Genomic DNA, 15829 nt, shown 5'->3' on the forward strand with positions numbered 1-15829 from the left:
CACGGACTCGCGCGTAACCCTCCTCCGCTTCACCGGTTACGCACAAGCTGTTCGACCCACCAGCCACGGCCTTCCGTGGCTTTTTTATTGCCCGTTTCCCTTTCAACGCCCGCTGGAGTCTGCTGCCATGCCCCTGAACGATTATCCGATCGACTCGCTGATGTACATCACGAACCGCCCCGACATCGTGTTTACGCACGGCAAGGGGTCGTGGCTCTACGATCACACCGGCAAGCGCTATCTGGACTTCATCCAGGGCTGGGCCGTCAACAGCCTCGGCCACTGCAACGACGGCATCGTCGAAGCGCTGAAGACGCAGGCCGACAAGCTGCTGAACCCGTCGCCGGCGTTCTACAACGAGCCGATGGCGAAGCTCGCGGGCCTGCTCACGCAGCACAGCGTGTTCGACAAGGTGTTCTTCACGAACAGCGGCGCCGAGGCGAACGAAGGCGCGATCAAGCTCGCGCGCAAGTGGGGCCGCAAGTTCAAGAACGGCGCGTACGAGATCATCACGTTCGACCACAGCTTCCACGGTCGCACGCTCGCGACGATGTCGGCCAGCGGCAAGCCGGGCTGGGACACGATCTACGCGCCGCAGGTGCCGGGCTTCCCGAAGGCCGAGCTGAACAACATCGAGTCGGTCGAGAAGCTGATCACCGACAAGACCGTCGCCGTGATGCTCGAGCCGATCCAGGGCGAAGGCGGCGTGATCCCGGCCACGCGTGAATTCATGCAGGCGCTGCGCGCGCTGACGAAGCAGCACGACCTGCTGCTGATCGTCGACGAAGTGCAAAGCGGTTGCGGCCGCGCGGGCACGCTGTTCGCGTACGAGCTGTCCGGCATCGAGCCGGACGTCATGACGCTCGCGAAGGGCATCGGCGGCGGCGCACCGCTGGGCGCGCTGCTGTCGAAGGCCGACGTCGCGGTGTTCGAGGCGGGCGACCAGGGCGGCACGTACAACGGCAACCCGCTGATGACGGCGGTCGGCTATTCGGTCATCTCGCAGCTCGTCGCGCCCGGCTTCCTCGAAGGCGTGCGCGAACGCGGCGAGTACCTGAAGCGCAAGCTGCTCGAACTGTCGGAGGAGCGCGGCTTCGAGGGCGAACGCGGCGAAGGCCTGCTGCGCGCGCTGCTGCTCGGCAAGGACATCGGCCCGCAGATCGTCGAGAAGGCGCGCGACATGCAGCCGGACGGCCTGCTGCTGAACGCCGCACGGCCGAACCTGCTGCGCTTCATGCCTGCCCTGAACGTGACGACCGAGGAAATCGACCAGATGATGGCGATGCTGCGGTCGATCCTCGACACGCTGTAAGGAGACCGCCGCGATGGATGCCGCCGATGCTGTCGCTATCCGCCCGTTCGAACGCGCCGACACCGATGCCGTGCTCGCGGTATGGCGCGACGCGTTCCCGCAATACGACGACGCCGCAGCGCCGCCGCACCGCGATCCGCTGCGATCGATCGAGCTGAAGCTCGCGACGCAGCCGGAACTGTTCTTCGTCGCGACCAGCGGCGCGCGCGTCGTCGGCACGCTGATGGCCGGTTTCGACGGACATCGCGGCTGGCTCTACTCGTTCGGCGTCGCGAACGACGCACGCCGGCTCGGCGTCGGCCGCGCGCTGATCGCGCATGCGGAACGCGCGCTCGCCGCGCGCGGCTGCCTGAAGATCAACCTGCAGGTGCTGCCCGGCAACGACGACGCATGCCGCTTCTACGCGGCGCTCGGCTATCGCGTCGAGGAACGGATTTCGTTCGGCAAGACGCTGTCGGCCTGACACTGTCGACCTGACGCGGCCGGCAGTCGCCTCGCTTCAGCGCGTGATCGGCCCCGCGCCCGGCAGCGGATTGCCGAGCGCGTCGGTCGGCACGGCCTGCTGTTCGAACGCCGCGAAATACGCGGCCCACTGCGTGTCGCTCACGCGCACGATCAGCGCGCCGTCCTGCCACACGTCGTTGTGATCGTTGTGGTCGTCGCCCGCGCGATGCAGGTAGTTCGGGCCCGTCGAACCCTGGTTCATGTGCGTGTCGTGGATGCCGTTGCCTTGCGCATAGGTGCGGCCGAACACGACGACGTCGAGCCCCTGCGACTGCGCCGCATTGACGAGCCGCAGCAGCGACGGGATCGGCTCCGCGTTCTCGGTGCCATCCATCACGGCGCTCGCGCGCCATGCCCCCGTGTCGTTCAGGACGTCGCTGCGCAGATAGTCGAGCGCGGGCAACGCCGTTTGGCCGGTCAGGTCCGTGTAGCCTTCGGCCGCGGCGGCGAGCGTCTGCGTGAGCGGATGGTGAAAATCGTAGACGAGCTTGTAGTTCAGCAGATCGTCCGCGTCGTTGGTGCCGACGTTGATCGCGACGTCCCAGTCTCCCGCCGGCAGCGCCAGCGTCAGGTGAACGTGATACTGGATCTCGCTGCCGTGCGGCGAGCCTTTCAGCTTCGCCACCGACTTCACCTTCGCCTTCACGAAACCGTAGTCCAGACTCATGCGTGTTCTCCAGGTGCCGATGGGTGATCGATGCTACGCGGCCCGTGTGTCGGTTTGCGGGCGCCCGGCCAGGGGCGACCGGCCCGCCAGCCGCACGCGCGGCGCAACAATCGAATGGAGTCTCCTGTGCGCGCGGCGTTCGACGCGAATCGCAAAACGAAAAAAAGCCGCCACGGTTGCTTCCCGTGACGGCTTTTCGACAGCCCGGGCGCGACGCACGCAACCGGACTCGTTCGTTCGCTCGACCGCTTACTCGCCCAGATACGCGGCCCGCACCTTCGGATCGTCGAGCATCTGCTTCGCGTCGCCTTCCATCGTGACCGTGCCCGAATCCATCACGTAGCCGCGGTCGGCCGCCTGCAGCGCGAGGCGTGCGTTCTGCTCGACCAGCAGCACCGTGATGCCTTCCTTCGAGATCTCGCGCACCACTTCGAAGATCTTCTCGACCATGATCGGCGACAGGCCCATCGACGGTTCGTCGAGCAGCAGCAGCTTGGGCTTGCTCAAAATCGCGCGCGACATCGCCAGCATCTGCTGCTCGCCGCCCGACAGCGTGCCCGCGAGCTGCGTCGCCCGTTCCTTCAGGCGCGGGAAGAAGCCGAACATCCGGTCGACGTCCTTCTTGATCTGCTCCTTGTCGTTGCGCAGGTACGCGCCCATCTGCATGTTCTCGATGATCGACATCCGCGCGAAGATCCCGCGGCCTTCCGGCACCATCGCGAGGCCGCGCTTGAGCAGTTCGTGCGACGGCACGCCCTTGATCGACTTGCCTTCGTACTCGATGTCGCCGGCCGAATACGGTTTCAGGCCGGTGATCGCCTTCATCGTCGTGGTCTTGCCGGCGCCGTTCGCGCCGATCAGCGTCACGAGCTCGCCCTGGCGGACTTCCATATCAACGCCCTTGACGGCCTGGATGCCGCCGTAGTTGACCTGCAAGCCCTTGATTTTCAACATTGCCGCTGCCATCAGTGCACCCCTGCGCCGAGATATGCCTCAATCACCTTCGGATTCTTCTGCACGTCCTGCGGCAGACCCTCGGCGATCACCTTGCCGTAATCGAGCACCGTCATCCGGTTGCACAGACCCATCACGAGCTTCACGTCGTGCTCGATCAGCAGGATCGTGCGGCCGTCCGAACGGATCTTGTCGAGCAGGCGCGTGAGTTCGACCTTCTCGGTCGCGTTCATCCCGGCTGCCGGCTCGTCGAGCGCGAGCAGCTTCGGGTCGGTCGCCAATGCGCGCGCGATTTCGAGCCGACGCTGGTGACCATACGACAGGTTGCGCGACGTGTAGTCCGCGTACTGCAGCACGCCGACGTAGTCGAGCAGCTCGATCGCGCGTTCCTTGATCTCGCGCTCTTCCTGGCGCTCGGCCGGCGTCTGGAACACCGCGCCGAGCAGCCCGTGCTTGGTGCGCACGTGGCGGCCCACCATCACGTTCTCGAGCGCCGTCATCCCGCCGAACAGGCGGATGTTCTGGAACGTGCGCGCGATGCCGGCCTTCGCGACCTGGTGCACGGCCGTCGGCGTGTAGTTCTGGCCGTCCAGCTTGAAATCACCGGAGTCCGGCGTGTAGAGGCCCGTGATCACGTTGAAGAACGTGGTCTTGCCGGCGCCGTTCGGGCCGATCAGCCCGTAGATCTCGCCTTCCTTGATCTGCAGGCCGACGTCGGACAGTGCCTGCAGCCCGCCGAAGCGCTTGTTCACGCCCGAGACGGACAGTCGGATTTGCTTGTCGCTCATGTGTTTATCCCCTTGTCCGTCGATTACGCGCGCACCGGCTTCTTGCTGTTGCGCTTCGCCAGTTTCGCGATCTTGTCCTCATGCTTCGGCGCGGGCCACAGGCCTTCCGAGCGATACAGCATGATGATCACCATCGCGAGGCCGTACAGCGCCTGACGGATCACTTCCGTATCGACGATGTCGTGACCGAACAGCGCATGCTGCAGCGGGCTCATCGTCGAACGCAGGAATTCCGGGAAAATCGCGAGCAGCACCGCGCCCAGGATCACGCCCGGGATGTGGCCCATGCCGCCGAGCACCACGCAGGCGAGCACGACGATCGATTCCCAGAACGTGAACGACTCGGGCGACACGAAGCCCTGGAACGCGCCGAACATCGAGCCCGACAGGCCGCCGAACGACGCGCCCATCGCGAACGCGAGCAGCTTCACGTTACGGGTGTTGATGCCCATTGCCTTCGCGGCGATCTCGTCTTCGCGGATCGCGGCCCACGCGCGGCCGATACGCGAGTGCTGCAGACGCGTACACACCCAGATCACCAGCAGCGAGCAAAGCACGAACAGGTAGTAGTACATGTACACCGACGGCAGCTGGAAGCCGAACAGCGTATGCGTCTGCGCGAGATTGAAGCCGCCGATGTGCACCGGATCGATGCCCGTGATCCCCTTCGGGCCGTTGGTGATGTTCACCGGACGGTCGAGGTTGTTCATGAAGATCCGGACGATTTCACCGAAGCCGAGCGTGACGATCGCCAGATAGTCGCCGCGCAGGCGCAGCGTCGGCGCGCCGAGCAGGATCCCGAAGGTCGCCGCCAGTGCCATCGCGATCGGCACGATGATCAGGAACGGGATGTGCAGCCCGTTCGGCGCGAGCGCCGCGATCCACTCGAACTGCGAGGTCAGGTGCGGCGAACTCAGCAGCGCCGCCGTGTAGGCGCCCACCGCGTAGAACGCGATGTAGCCGAGGTCGAGCAGGCCGGCGAAGCCGACCACCACGTTCAGGCCCAGCGCGAGCATCACGTACAGCATCGCGAAGTCGAGCACGCGGACCCAGTAGTTGCCGCCGGCCGAGCCGATCACGATCGGCGCGGCGATCACGAGGACCGCCGTGAGCAGGCCGATGACGACGGTCTTGGCGGTGTTGCGCTCTTCGACGAGCGACGTCGACGATTCGATCGGTTGAATGGATGTCATGTTGTTTGCTCCCCTTCCGTTACGCGCGGTCCGCGACACGTTCGCCCAGCAGGCCCGACGGACGGAACACCAGCACGATGATCAGCACGACGAAGGCGAACACGTCCTGGTAGTTGCTGCCGAATACGCCGCCCGTGAGGTTGCCGATGTAGCCGGCCCCGAGCTGCTCGATCAGGCCGAGCAGCACGCCGCCGACCATCGCGCCGCCGAGGTTGCCGATCCCGCCGAGCACCGCGGCCGTGAACGCCTTCATGCCGGGGATGAAGCCCATGTAGAAGTGCACGTTGCCGTATTCGGACGCGATCATCACGCCGGCCAGCGCGGCGAGCGCGGAGCCGATCATGAACGTCGCGGAGATCACGAAGTTCGGGTTCACGCCCATCAGGCTCGCCGTATTCGGGCTTTCGGCGATCGCGCGCATCGCGCGGCCGAGCTTGGTCTTGTGCACGAGCAGCAGCAGGCCTGCCATCACGAGGAACGCGACCGCGATGATCACGATTTCGGTGACCGAGATCACGGCGCCGGGCGTCGTGTCGGTGGCCTTGATCACGTTGATCGGATCGGTCGGCAGCAATTGCGGGAACGGCAGCGGGTTGCGCGACCAGATGATCATCGCAGCCGTCTGCAGCAGGATCGACACACCGATCGCGGTGATCAGCGGCGCGAGGCGCGGCGCGCGGCGCAGCGGCCGGTACGCGACACGCTCGATCGTGAAGCCGACGAACGCACAGACGACCGCGGCGATGCCCAGGCCGATCGTCAGCGTCGCGACGTTGCCGAGTCCGGGAAAGTGGTTCTGCAGCACGGTGATGGCCGACAGCGCGACCATCGCGCCGATCATCAGCACGTCGCCGTGCGCGAAGTTGATGATGCCGAGAATGCCGTACACCATCGTGTATCCCAACGCGATGATGGCGTACACACTGCCGAGCACCAGCCCGTTGAGAACCTGCTGGACGAAAATATCCATTTAAAGCTCCTTGGCCCGTGCTGCCGGAGGACGTTGCGCCCCGCGGGTAAGCGAGGAATCGCGCCTTCTCGGCGACACTGCGGGTACTAGTCGATACCGGTAAGGGTGGATCGTTCCGGCGCGCGCCGCCCGGCCTGTACGGCCGAGCCTGCCGCCGAAGCGGATACAAAAACGGCACCGCACTGTTCCGGTGCCGTCATGAGTCCCGTCGCTAAATCGTCACGACATCGAGGACGGTGTTCGTGGCCTCCTTGAAGTCGTGGGGCAGCATGCCGAGACGGCCGTCGTCCGGTTTCCCGGCATCCGTGCCTTGGCCCGTCCGGTGCCATGCAAGCATCGCGCCAGGACGGATCGGATTCCGCGCCGCGTCGCCCGTCAAGGCGTTGCGACGGCCGCGCCCGACGTTCGTCAGGACTGCATCGGAATCCATCGTACGAACCAGACGGCGCGCCACGACACGGTCGGTCGCGGCGGCGCGCTGCTTCGTCGAATCGAATTGAAGGGGGAACAGTGGGCTCGGCACGCTGCCGGCCACGCCGCGATCGTGCGGCAGCCGTCGATCGGCGGCTTGCCGCGATGCAGCCGGCAGGCCCGCTGCCGGACCGGTCGCCGGTCCAAGCGCGTTGATTTCCTCGATCGTCAAACGTGCCCCGTTTTCCTTGCCCAGTTGCGCGATACGGCGCGCCGATGGCGCCGCCCGTCCGGCTCCGGCGGCGCGCACGCCGCTGGCCGATGGCGCCGCGAACCCCGCAGCTTCCCTGCCCGCCTCGTCGTCGCTCTTTTTGCTGCAGCCGGCAAGCATTGCAACCGGTGCGGCGACGGACACGGCGTAAGCCAACTTCACATGCATTGAATGGTCTCCCGCGCCTTGCCAAAACCCGTTTCAAAGCCATTCCGGCTTGAAAACGGGCGCATTGTAACTCCATTTACAGGCCGCCAATATTCCTGATTCGATGGGGTTTTCCTGCATTGCAACCAATTTTGAGACACGATTGCGCGCGGCGGGAGCAACCGGGTTGCACCACGACTGGGAATAATGGTTGCGATTTGAATTCGGCGGCACAAAAAAAGCGCGCCGCAAGGGCGCGCTTCGGTGTTCCGCAGGGTGCGATGCGGCAATCAGGCGGCGGGCGGCAGGTTCAACCCGCGCGGCAGCGGAAACGACACGTTTTCCTCGATGCCGTCGAGTGCGCGGACGTTGCGCACGCCGAGTTCGCGCAGCCTCGCGATAACGGCCTGGGCGAGCACCTCGGGCGCCGACGCGCCGGCCGTCACGCCGATGCGACGCTTGCCGGCGACCCACGCCGGATCGATCTGATCGGGCGCATCGACCATGTACGCGGCCACGCCGCGCTTTTCGGCCACTTCGCGCAGCCGGCTCGAATTCGAGCTGTTCGGGCTGCCGACCACGATCACGACATCGCATTGCGGCGCCATGAACTTCACCGCGTCCTGGCGGTTCTGCGTCGCGTAGCAGATGTCCTGCTTCTTCGGCTCGCGAATCTTCGGATACTTCGCCTTCAGCGCGCCGATGATCTCGGCCGCGTCGTCGACGGACAGCGTCGTCTGCGTGACGAGCGCGATGCGTTCGGGATCGGCGAGCTCGAGCTTCTGCACGTCCTCGACGCTCTCGACGAGGTGCATGCCGCGCTCGACCTGGCCCATCGTGCCTTCCACTTCCGGATGGCCCTTGTGCCCGATCATGACGATGTCGACGCCGTCCTGGCGCATCTTCGCCACTTCGACGTGCACCTTCGTGACGAGCGGGCAGGTTGCGTCGTAAATGCGCAGGCCGCGCACGTCGGCCTCGTCGCGCACGGCTTTCGACACGCCGTGCGCACTGAAGATCACGGTGTTGCCGGCCGGCACTTCCTCGAGTTCCTCGACGAAGATCGCGCCCTTCTTCTTCAGATCCTCGACCACGTACTTGTTGTGGACGATTTCGTGACGCACGTAGATCGGCGCGCCGTGCATCGCGATGGCGCGCTCGACGATCTCGATTGCGCGGTCGACGCCCGCGCAGAAACCGCGCGGCTGGGCCAGCAGGATTTCGGCGTCGGCGGCGACGGTCTGCCCGGACAGCGTATCGGTGGTACTCATGATTACAGGATTCCGATGATTTTCACTTCGAACGTGAGCGCCTGGCCCGCGAGCGGATGGTTGAAGTCGAACAGCGCCGAGGTCTCGCCGACTTCCTTCAGCACCCCCGCGTAGCGACCGCCATCCGGTGCATTGAACTCGATGAGTTCGCCCGGCGTGAAGTCGTCGCCGACCATCCCGTTCTCGCGCAGCGTCGACAGCGTCACGCGCTGGAGCATGTCGGGATTGCGGGGACCGAACCCCTGCTCCGGGGTTAGCTGAAAAGTCGAGTGGTCGCCGACCCGGAGCCCGAGCAGAATCTGTTCCAGCGACGGCGCCAGTTGCCCCGCGCCCAGCAACAGCGTGGCCGGCTTGTCCGAGAAGGTGTTGACGATGTCGGCGCCGTCGGCCAGTGCGAGCCGGTAATGCAACGTGACGTGGGAACCGGGCTTCACTTCGGATAGATCGATGAGGCTCATGAATTACTCGTTCGGTCGGCGCCCGCTACGGCCGAATGGCCCGGCGCAAAGCCAATATTGTAAGTCACCTGAGCGTGCAAGGCGGAAAGTGCGACGACGTTGCGCACGCCGCCCGCCGCCAATGGAGTTCAGACCATGCCGTCACCCTGCCTCATCCTGCCGCCGGCCGAATGCCGCGACAGCCCCGATGCGCCGGCCGATCCGCCGGCCCGCGTGATCCCGATCCAGCGGCGCAAGCGCCGCCCGGCCGACTGGCGGCCCGAGCGGCCGCGCGAACGGCTACTGGAGCGCGGGCCGGCCGCGCTGACCGACGACGAGCTGATCGCGCTGCTGCTCGGCACCGGCAAGCCCGGTCACGATGTGTTCGTCATCGCCCGCGAACTGATCGGTCAATACAAGTCGCTGCGCGGATTGCTCGAATCAGGCGCCGACGATTTCGAGGCGCACCCCGGCATCGGCCCCGCGCGCTCCGCGCGGCTGGTCGCGGTCACCGAGATCGCGCGGCGCATGCTGGAGGAGAAGGCCCGGGACGGCATGCAGATCGATTCGCCCGGCGCCGTCGAGGATTGCCTGCGAATGAAGATCGGCACGCTTCCGCACGAAGTGTTCGTCGCGGTCTACCTCGACGCTCGCAACCGCATGATCGACATGGAGGAAATCGCGCGCGGCTCGCTCACGCGCATGGCCGTCTACCCGCGCGAGATCGTGCGCCAGGCGATGAAACAGAACGCCGCGGCGCTGATCGTCGCGCACAATCATCCGTCGGGCGCGGTGCGGCCGAGCGCGGAAGACCGCCGCCTGACCCGCGTGCTGAAGGACGCGCTCGAGCTCGTCGACGTGCGGCTGCTCGATCACGTCGTGGTCGGCGTCAGCGATACTTTTTCGTTCGCACGGGCCGGTTGGCTGTAGACTGTGGCGCGGTGGCCCTTCCCCAGGGCGCCGCAACGGCGAAGCGAAATTAGGTTTGATTTTTCTGAACTTTTTCTGCTAGAATCGCCGTCTGTCTTTTTTCCAACCAGTTCTAGCCATCGAAGGGCCTTGTCTGTAAGGGCTACGGCGTTCTGAGTGCAGCCATGGATCACGTGGCGGTGCGATGGAACCTTCACCGGCGATCGAACCCCGAATTTAGCGTATTAGGAGTGCTCTCATGGCACGCGTATGCCAAGTAACTGGGAAAGCGCCGATGAGCGGCAACAACGTTTCCCACGCCAACAACAAGACGAAGCGCCGCTTCCTCCCGAACCTGCAAAACCGCCGGTTCTGGGTTGAGAGCGAAAACCGCTGGGTGCGTCTGCGCGTCTCGAACGCCGGTCTGCGCCTGATCGACAAGAACGGCATCGATTCCGTGCTCGCTGACCTGCGCGCACGCGGCGAAGCCTAAGCCCAAGGAGCAGAATCATGGCAAAAGGCGCCCGCGACAAGATCAAGCTTGAGTCGACCGCTGGTACGGGTCACTTCTACACGACCACGAAGAACAAGCGCAACATGCCGGAAAAGATGGCGATCAAGAAGTTCGATCCCGTCGTCCGCAAGCATGTGGAATACAAAGAAACCAAGATCAAGTAATCTCCGGTTTCTTCCAGCCTGACGGCGACCGAAAAGCCCCGCACTGCGGGGCTTTTTGTTTTGCCGCGCGCGCTCGCGCCCGACGCGGTATGCTCTCCCCTTTCCGCGGCGACGACCGACGGAACGCAAGATCAAAAAGCGTAACGATGGAGATGCAGCATGAAATTCGACGTGGCGATCGTCGGCAGCGGCCTGGCAGGGCTGTCGGTCGCACTCAACCTGGCCAGCACGCGACGTGTCGCGCTGATCGCGAAACGTTCGCTGATGGAGGGGGCGAGCGATCACGCGCAGGGCGGCATCGCGGCGGTCCTCGACTCGGCGGACAGCATCGAGAACCACGTCGACGACACGCTGGTCGCCGGTGGCGGCCTGTGCGATGAAGGCGCGACGCGCTACATCGTCGAGCACGGCCGCGAAGCCATCGAATGGCTGATCTCGCAAGGCGTGCCGTTCACGAAGGACGACGCGGCCGAACTCGGCTTTCACCTGACGCGCGAAGGCGGCCACAGCCACCGCCGGATCATCCATGCGGCCGATGCGACCGGCCATGCGGTGCTCGCGACGCTGTCGGCGCGCGCGCGCCAGCATCCGAACATCACGTTCTTCGAAAACCACCATGCGATCGACCTGATCACGTCGGACCGGCTCGGCCTGCCCGGCCGCCGCTGTCACGGCCTGTATGCGCTCGACGTCGACAACGACCGCACGATCACGATCGAGGCGCCGCATACGGTGCTCGCCACCGGCGGCGCCGGCAAGGTCTACCTGTACACGACGAACCCCGACACCGCGACCGGCGACGGCATCGCGATGGCATGGCGGGCCGGCTGCCGCGTGTCGAACATGGAATTCATCCAGTTCCACCCGACCTGCCTGTTCCATCCGTACGCGAAATCGTTCCTGATTTCGGAAGCCGTGCGCGGCGAAGGCGGCCTGCTGAAGCTGCCCGACGGCACGCGCTTCATGCCCGCGCACGATCCGCGCGCCGAGCTCGCGCCGCGCGACATCGTCGCGCGCGCGATCGACTTCGAGATCAAGAAGCGCGGGATCGACTGCGTGTATCTCGACATCAGCCATCAGCCGGAAGCGTTCCTGCGCGAACATTTCCCGACGATTCATGCGCGCTGCCTCGAATTCGGCATCGACATCGCGAAACAGCCGATCCCCGTCGTGCCGGCCGCGCACTATACGTGCGGCGGCGTCGTCACCGATCTCGCGGGGCGCACCGATCTCGCCGGCCTGTATGCGGTCGGCGAAACGTCGTACACGGGGCTGCACGGCGCGAACCGGCTCGCGAGCAACTCGCTGCTCGAATGCCTCGTGATCGGCCGCGCGGCGGCCGAAGCGATCGAAGCGGCCGGCTTCGACGCCCAAACGCCCACCGCACTGCCCGCATGGGACGAAAGCCGCGTGTCGGATGCGGACGAGGAAGTCGTCGTGGCCCACAACTGGGACGAACTCCGCCGCCTGATGTGGAACTACGTCGGCATCGTGCGCACCGACAAGCGTCTCGAGCGCGCGAAGCACCGGCTGTCGCTGCTGCGCGACGAGATCCACGAGTACTACGCGAATTTCCGCGTGACGCGGGATCTGCTCGAACTGCGCAACCTCGTCGACGTGGCCACGCTGATCGTGAAGAGCGCGCACTCGCGCCGCGAAAGCCGCGGGCTGCACTACAGCCGCGACTGGCCGCATACGCTGCCGAAGGCATTGCCGAGCGTGCTCACGCCGCGCGTGCGCCGCTGAGCGGCGCGCCTCCCAAGAAAAAAGCCGTTGGCGTGTGCGCGCCAACGGCTTTTTGTCTGATTAGACGACGTTCGGTCAGTCGACGATCCGCATCGAATAGTCGGTCGCCCGCACGTCCTTCGTCAGCGCGCCGATCGAGATGCGATCGACGCCCGTCTCCGCGAACGCGCGCACCGTATCGAAATTGACGCCGCCCGAGACCTCGAGCACGGCCTTGCCCGCCGTCACGCGCACCGCTTCGCGCATCATGTCGAGCGTGAAGTTGTCGAGCAGCACCGACTGCGCGCGATGCGCGAGCGCCGTGTCGAGCTGCGCGAGCGTCTCGACTTCGATCTGCACCGGCACGCCCGACTCCAGCGCGAACGCCGCGTCGAGCGCCTCGCCCACGCCGCCTGCCGCCGCGATGTGGTTCTCCTTGATCAGGATGCCGTCGTACAGTGCGAGACGCTGGTTCTCGCCGCCGCCCACGCGCACCGCGTACTTCTGCGCGAGCCGCAGTCCCGGCAGCGTCTTGCGCGTGTCGAGGATCTTCGCGCGCGTGCCCTCGACGCGATCGACGTAACGGCGCGTCGCGGTCGCGACCCCCGACAGCAACTGCAGGAAGTTCAGCCCGTTGCGCTCGGCCGTCAGCAGCGCGCGCGCCGGCCCTTCGAGTTCGCACACGGTCGAATCGGGCGCCATCCGGTCGCCTTCGCGATAGCGCCATTGCACGGCGATCGACGGATCGATCCGCGCGATCACGCCGTCGAACCACGGCACGCCGCACAGCACGGCCTCCTCGCGCACGATGATCCGCGCGCGGCGGTGCTCGCCGGCCGGCACGAGCCGCCCGGTCTGGTCGCCGGGGCCGACGTCTTCGGCGATCGCATCGGCCACGTTGCGCGCGATCGCTTCGTCGAAGGCCGCACCGTATTGGGCGCGGAGGGCTTCGAACAGCGGGGATACGGCGTTGCTCATGCCGCCCCCACGTTCGCGAACAGGGGCTGGTCGCGCTGCAGATCGCCGCTCGCCTGCACGCGCTTCTTGTGTGCAGCCGCGAATTCGAGCATCCGGTCGATCGGCAACCGCGCGCGCGCGCCGATCGCCGGGTCGACGAAGATCTCGTTGTGCCCGCGTTCGAGCGCGTCGGCGAGGTTCGCGAGGCCGTTCATCGCCATCCACGGGCAGTGCGCGCAGCTCTTGCAGGTCGCGCTGTTGCCGGCCGTCGGCGCGGCGATGAAGGTCTTGCCGGGTGCGGCAAGCTGCATCTTGTGCAGGATGCCGAGATCGGTCGCGACGATGAAGCGTTGCGCGTCGAACTTGACGGCCGCGTCGATCAGTTGCGTGGTCGAACCGACGACATCGGCCTGCGCCACGACGTTTTCCGGCGATTCGGGATGCACGAGCACCTTCGCGTCCGGATATTCGGCGCGCAGCAGGTCGAGCTCGATGCCCTTGAACTCATCGTGGACGAGGCACGAGCCCTGCCACAGCAGCATGTCCGCGCCGGTCTTTTTCTGGATATAGCTGCCCAGATGGCGGTCCGGCGCCCAGATGATCTTTTCGCCGCGTGCATGCAGGTCGGCGACGATCTCGAGGCCGATCGACGACGTGACCATCCAGTCCGCGCGCGCCTTCACGGCCGCGCTGGTGTTCGCGTAGACGACGACGGTACGGTCCGGATGCGCATCGCAGAACGCCGAGAATTCGTCGACCGGGCAGCCGAGGTCGAGCGAACAGGTCGCGTCGAGGTCGGGCATCAGGATCCGCTTGTTCGGGCTCAGGATCTTCGCGGTTTCGCCCATGAAGCGCACGCCGGCGACGACCAGCGTCTGCGCGTCGTGGTCGCGGCCGAAGCGGGCCATTTCGAGCGAATCGGCCACGCAGCCGCCCGTTTCGTCGGCCAGTTCCTGCAGTTCGGCATCCACGTAGTAGTGGGCGACCAGCACGGCCTTTTCACGGGCGAGCAACGCCTTGATGCGTGCCTTCAGCGCAGCGCGCTCGTCGGCGGACGGCGCGTCGGGCACCTTGGCCCATGCCTGTCCGACGCCGCACACGGTCCCTGCTGCGACGGGCCGGTCGTACTCGACGGGTTTGATCGTCGATTGCATCTCCATATCTCCTGTCGGCATGAGTAAGCGCTTCAGCGCTTACTCATGCCCCATGCTACGCGGTCGACCCAAGTTAGCGCTTCAGCGCTTACTTGGGTCCCATGCTTCGCGGTCGGCCGGAGTGAGCGCTTTAGCACTTACTCCGGCCCCAAGCCTCATACCAATCGCGGCGGCGCCGATCCGTCAAAAACCGGCGACCCAAATGAAAAAACCCCGCCAACGCGGGGTTTGTGACGTCCTGAGATTCTAATCGATTTCGAATCAGGCGTAGCGACGCAGGCGTGTCGCGAATTCCTGCAGCGCCTTGATGCCGCTTTGTTCTGCGCGATGGCACCAATCCTGCAATTGCGCGAGAAGCTGTTCGCGCGACGCGGTCGAACGATCCCAGATCGCGGCCAGATCCTGGCGCAGCTGGAAGTACGTATGCAGCTTCTGGCTGTTCGCGAAGATTTCCGGCAGCAACTTCTTCTGCGGCTCGTCGAGGCCGTCGGCGTCCTTGTGGAACCACTTGCGCGCGCCGCGCATCAGCTGGTACTTCTCGCTCGAACCGAGTTCCTTCAGGTGCGCGAGCTCCTGGCGGTACGCACGCTTCACGGCCTTGCCGTAGCGCGCCATCACTTCGTAGCGGTTCGACAGCACGGCCTGCAGCGTTTCCTGGTCGAGCACCGTCTTCGGCTTGTTCAGGCGCGGCGTGGGCGCGACCTTCTTCACCTTCGCGAGACCGAATGCCGACATGATGCGGATGTACATCCAGCCGATGTCGAATTCGTACCACTTGTTCGACAGCTTCGCCGACGTCGCGAACGTGTGGTGGTTGTTGTGCAGTTCCTCGCCGCCGATCACGATGCCCCACGGGAACAGGTTCGTGCTCGCGTCGGCCGAATTGAAGTTGCGATAGCCCCAGAAGTGACCGAAGCCGTTCACGACGCCCGCGGCCCAGAACGGAATCCAGACCATCTGCACGGCCCACACGGTGAGGCCGAGCACGCCGAACAGCGCGACGTCGATCACCATCATCATGCTGATGCCGAGAATCGGGTACTTCGAGTAGACGTTGCGCTCGAGCCAGTCGTTCGGCGTGCCGTGGCTGAACTTGCGCATCGTCTCTTCGTTCTTCGCTTCCGCGCGATACAGCTCGGCGCCCTCGAGGAACACCTTCCAGATACCGCGCGTCTGCGGGCTGTGCGGATCTTCCTCGGTCTCGCATTTCGCGTGGTGCTTGCGGTGAATCGCGGCCCACTGGCCGGTCAGCATGCCGGTGGTCATCCACAGCCAGAAGCGGAAGAAGTGGCTCGCGATCGGATGCAGCTCCAGCGCGCGGTGCGCCTGGCAGCGGTGCAGGTAGACGGTCACGCCGATGATCGTGACGTGCGTGACGGCGAGCGCGAACAACGCGACTTGCCACCACGAAAAACGCAGGAGCCCGTGGGAAAGAAAATCGAGCACAGAATTCAACAAGGCAGTTACCCGTGATGAGAGCG

17 protein-coding genes are annotated in these 15829 nt (G+C 65.4%); 6 read left to right on the plus strand and 11 right to left on the minus strand.

Annotation, left to right across the window (positions count from 1 at the left end; translation table 11 throughout):
* Positions 1–127 precede the first annotated feature (127 nt).
* On the plus strand, positions 128–1312 hold the full coding sequence (locus QZM72_RS17085) for an acetylornithine transaminase (protein ID WP_301738704.1): 1185 nt from the start codon (positions 128–130) through the stop codon (positions 1310–1312).
* Between the two features lie 13 nt (positions 1313–1325).
* Positions 1326–1775: a GNAT family acetyltransferase gene (locus tag QZM72_RS17090; RefSeq protein ID WP_301738706.1), complete on the plus strand. Its 450-nt coding sequence runs from the start codon at positions 1326–1328 to the stop codon at positions 1773–1775.
* Positions 1776–1811: 36 nt separating this feature from the next.
* On the opposite strand, the gene QZM72_RS17095 is transcribed toward QZM72_RS17090, so the two are convergent.
* From QZM72_RS17095 to QZM72_RS17130, 8 genes are all read right to left on the minus strand, one after another.
* Positions 1812–2483, minus strand: a complete 672-nt coding sequence (locus tag QZM72_RS17095; protein ID WP_301738707.1) for a DUF2278 family protein — start codon at positions 2481–2483, stop codon at positions 1812–1814.
* A gap of 249 nt (positions 2484–2732) precedes the next feature.
* Positions 2733–3449 (minus strand): ABC transporter ATP-binding protein, encoded by a 717-nt coding sequence (locus QZM72_RS17100; RefSeq protein WP_089468236.1) that lies wholly within the window; start codon positions 3447–3449, stop codon positions 2733–2735.
* Positions 3449–4225, minus strand: a complete 777-nt coding sequence (locus tag QZM72_RS17105; RefSeq protein WP_059576822.1) for an ABC transporter ATP-binding protein — start codon at positions 4223–4225, stop codon at positions 3449–3451. Before QZM72_RS17105 ends, QZM72_RS17100 begins: the two co-directional genes overlap by 1 nt.
* A gap of 23 nt (positions 4226–4248) precedes the next feature.
* On the minus strand, positions 4249–5418 hold the full coding sequence (locus QZM72_RS17110) for an ABC transporter ATP-binding protein (RefSeq protein WP_301738708.1): 1170 nt from the start codon (positions 5416–5418) through the stop codon (positions 4249–4251).
* A 19-nt stretch (positions 5419–5437) separates the two neighbouring features.
* Positions 5438–6388 (minus strand): branched-chain amino acid ABC transporter permease, encoded by a 951-nt coding sequence (locus QZM72_RS17115; RefSeq protein WP_174391173.1) that lies wholly within the window; start codon positions 6386–6388, stop codon positions 5438–5440.
* Between the two features lie 211 nt (positions 6389–6599).
* Positions 6600–7238, minus strand: coding sequence for an amino acid-binding protein (locus QZM72_RS17120; protein WP_301738709.1), 639 nt, complete (start codon positions 7236–7238; stop codon positions 6600–6602).
* A gap of 269 nt (positions 7239–7507) precedes the next feature.
* Entirely contained in the window at positions 7508–8488 is a 981-nt protein-coding gene (gene ispH, locus QZM72_RS17125) for a 4-hydroxy-3-methylbut-2-enyl diphosphate reductase (RefSeq protein ID WP_006488968.1), read from the minus strand.
* A 2-nt stretch (positions 8489–8490) separates the two neighbouring features.
* A complete protein-coding gene (locus tag QZM72_RS17130) occupies positions 8491–8946 on the minus strand; it encodes a peptidylprolyl isomerase (protein ID WP_089468239.1) in 456 nt (151 codons plus the stop codon).
* A 135-nt stretch (positions 8947–9081) separates the two neighbouring features.
* On the opposite strand from QZM72_RS17130, the gene radC reads away from it, so the two are divergent.
* The 4 genes from radC (at position 9082) to nadB (ending at position 12258) form a co-directional block, all read left to right on the plus strand.
* Positions 9082–9855, plus strand: coding sequence for a DNA repair protein RadC (gene radC, locus QZM72_RS17135; protein ID WP_301738710.1), 774 nt, complete (start codon positions 9082–9084; stop codon positions 9853–9855).
* Positions 9856–10093: 238 nt separating this feature from the next.
* Positions 10094–10327: a 50S ribosomal protein L28 gene (gene rpmB / locus QZM72_RS17140; protein WP_004186391.1), complete on the plus strand. Its 234-nt coding sequence runs from the start codon at positions 10094–10096 to the stop codon at positions 10325–10327.
* A gap of 17 nt (positions 10328–10344) precedes the next feature.
* Positions 10345–10512, plus strand: coding sequence for a 50S ribosomal protein L33 (gene rpmG / locus QZM72_RS17145; RefSeq protein ID WP_006478046.1), 168 nt, complete (start codon positions 10345–10347; stop codon positions 10510–10512).
* Between the two features lie 159 nt (positions 10513–10671).
* Positions 10672–12258: an L-aspartate oxidase gene (nadB, locus tag QZM72_RS17150; RefSeq protein WP_089468241.1), complete on the plus strand. Its 1587-nt coding sequence runs from the start codon at positions 10672–10674 to the stop codon at positions 12256–12258.
* A gap of 75 nt (positions 12259–12333) precedes the next feature.
* Here nadB and nadC read toward each other — a convergent pair whose 3' ends face one another.
* The 3 genes from nadC to QZM72_RS17165 form a co-directional block, all read right to left on the minus strand.
* Complete coding sequence (gene nadC, locus QZM72_RS17155; protein WP_089468242.1) at positions 12334–13215, minus strand: carboxylating nicotinate-nucleotide diphosphorylase; 882 nt, start codon at positions 13213–13215, stop codon at positions 12334–12336.
* Positions 13212–14348, minus strand: a complete 1137-nt coding sequence (gene nadA / locus QZM72_RS17160; protein ID WP_301738711.1) for a quinolinate synthase NadA — start codon at positions 14346–14348, stop codon at positions 13212–13214. The genes nadC and nadA overlap by 4 nt, the downstream gene beginning before the upstream one ends.
* 261 nt (positions 14349–14609) lie before the next feature.
* The gene (locus tag QZM72_RS17165; RefSeq protein ID WP_089468243.1) at positions 14610–15806 is read right to left on the minus strand and encodes an acyl-CoA desaturase; all 1197 of its coding nucleotides are present in this window, start codon (positions 15804–15806) and stop codon (positions 14610–14612) included.
* Positions 15807–15829: the final 23 nt, after the last annotated feature.

The sequence above is a fragment of the Burkholderia sp. AU45388 genome (assembly GCF_030481585.1).
Classification (GTDB): domain Bacteria; phylum Pseudomonadota; class Gammaproteobacteria; order Burkholderiales; family Burkholderiaceae; genus Burkholderia; species Burkholderia sola.

What these genes read in the sequence shown, in the direction of transcription:
- QZM72_RS17085 (WP_301738704.1), top strand. Translation starts at nt 128, where the DNA reads ATGCCCCTGAACGATTATCCGATCGACTCGCTGATGTACATCACGAAC.
- QZM72_RS17090 (WP_301738706.1), top strand. Translation starts at nt 1,326, where the DNA reads ATGGATGCCGCCGATGCTGTCGCTATCCGCCCGTTCGAACGCGCCGAC.
- QZM72_RS17095 (WP_301738707.1), bottom strand. Translation starts at nt 2,483, where the DNA reads ATGAGTCTGGACTACGGTTTCGTGAAGGCGAAGGTGAAGTCGGTGGCG.
- QZM72_RS17100 (WP_089468236.1), bottom strand. Translation starts at nt 3,449, where the DNA reads ATGGCAGCGGCAATGTTGAAAATCAAGGGCTTGCAGGTCAACTACGGC.
- QZM72_RS17105 (WP_059576822.1), bottom strand. Translation starts at nt 4,225, where the DNA reads ATGAGCGACAAGCAAATCCGACTGTCCGTCTCGGGCGTGAACAAGCGC.
- QZM72_RS17110 (WP_301738708.1), bottom strand. Translation starts at nt 5,418, where the DNA reads ATGACATCCATTCAACCGATCGAATCGTCGACGTCGCTCGTCGAAGAG.
- QZM72_RS17115 (WP_174391173.1), bottom strand. Translation starts at nt 6,388, where the DNA reads ATGGATATTTTCGTCCAGCAGGTTCTCAACGGGCTGGTGCTCGGCAGT.
- QZM72_RS17120 (WP_301738709.1), bottom strand. Translation starts at nt 7,238, where the DNA reads ATGCATGTGAAGTTGGCTTACGCCGTGTCCGTCGCCGCACCGGTTGCA.
- ispH (WP_006488968.1), bottom strand. Translation starts at nt 8,488, where the DNA reads ATGAGTACCACCGATACGCTGTCCGGGCAGACCGTCGCCGCCGACGCC.
- QZM72_RS17130 (WP_089468239.1), bottom strand. Translation starts at nt 8,946, where the DNA reads ATGAGCCTCATCGATCTATCCGAAGTGAAGCCCGGTTCCCACGTCACG.
- radC (WP_301738710.1), top strand. Translation starts at nt 9,082, where the DNA reads ATGCCGTCACCCTGCCTCATCCTGCCGCCGGCCGAATGCCGCGACAGC.
- rpmB (WP_004186391.1), top strand. Translation starts at nt 10,094, where the DNA reads ATGGCACGCGTATGCCAAGTAACTGGGAAAGCGCCGATGAGCGGCAAC.
- rpmG (WP_006478046.1), top strand. Translation starts at nt 10,345, where the DNA reads ATGGCAAAAGGCGCCCGCGACAAGATCAAGCTTGAGTCGACCGCTGGT.
- nadB (WP_089468241.1), top strand. Translation starts at nt 10,672, where the DNA reads ATGAAATTCGACGTGGCGATCGTCGGCAGCGGCCTGGCAGGGCTGTCG.
- nadC (WP_089468242.1), bottom strand. Translation starts at nt 13,215, where the DNA reads ATGAGCAACGCCGTATCCCCGCTGTTCGAAGCCCTCCGCGCCCAATAC.
- nadA (WP_301738711.1), bottom strand. Translation starts at nt 14,348, where the DNA reads ATGCAATCGACGATCAAACCCGTCGAGTACGACCGGCCCGTCGCAGCA.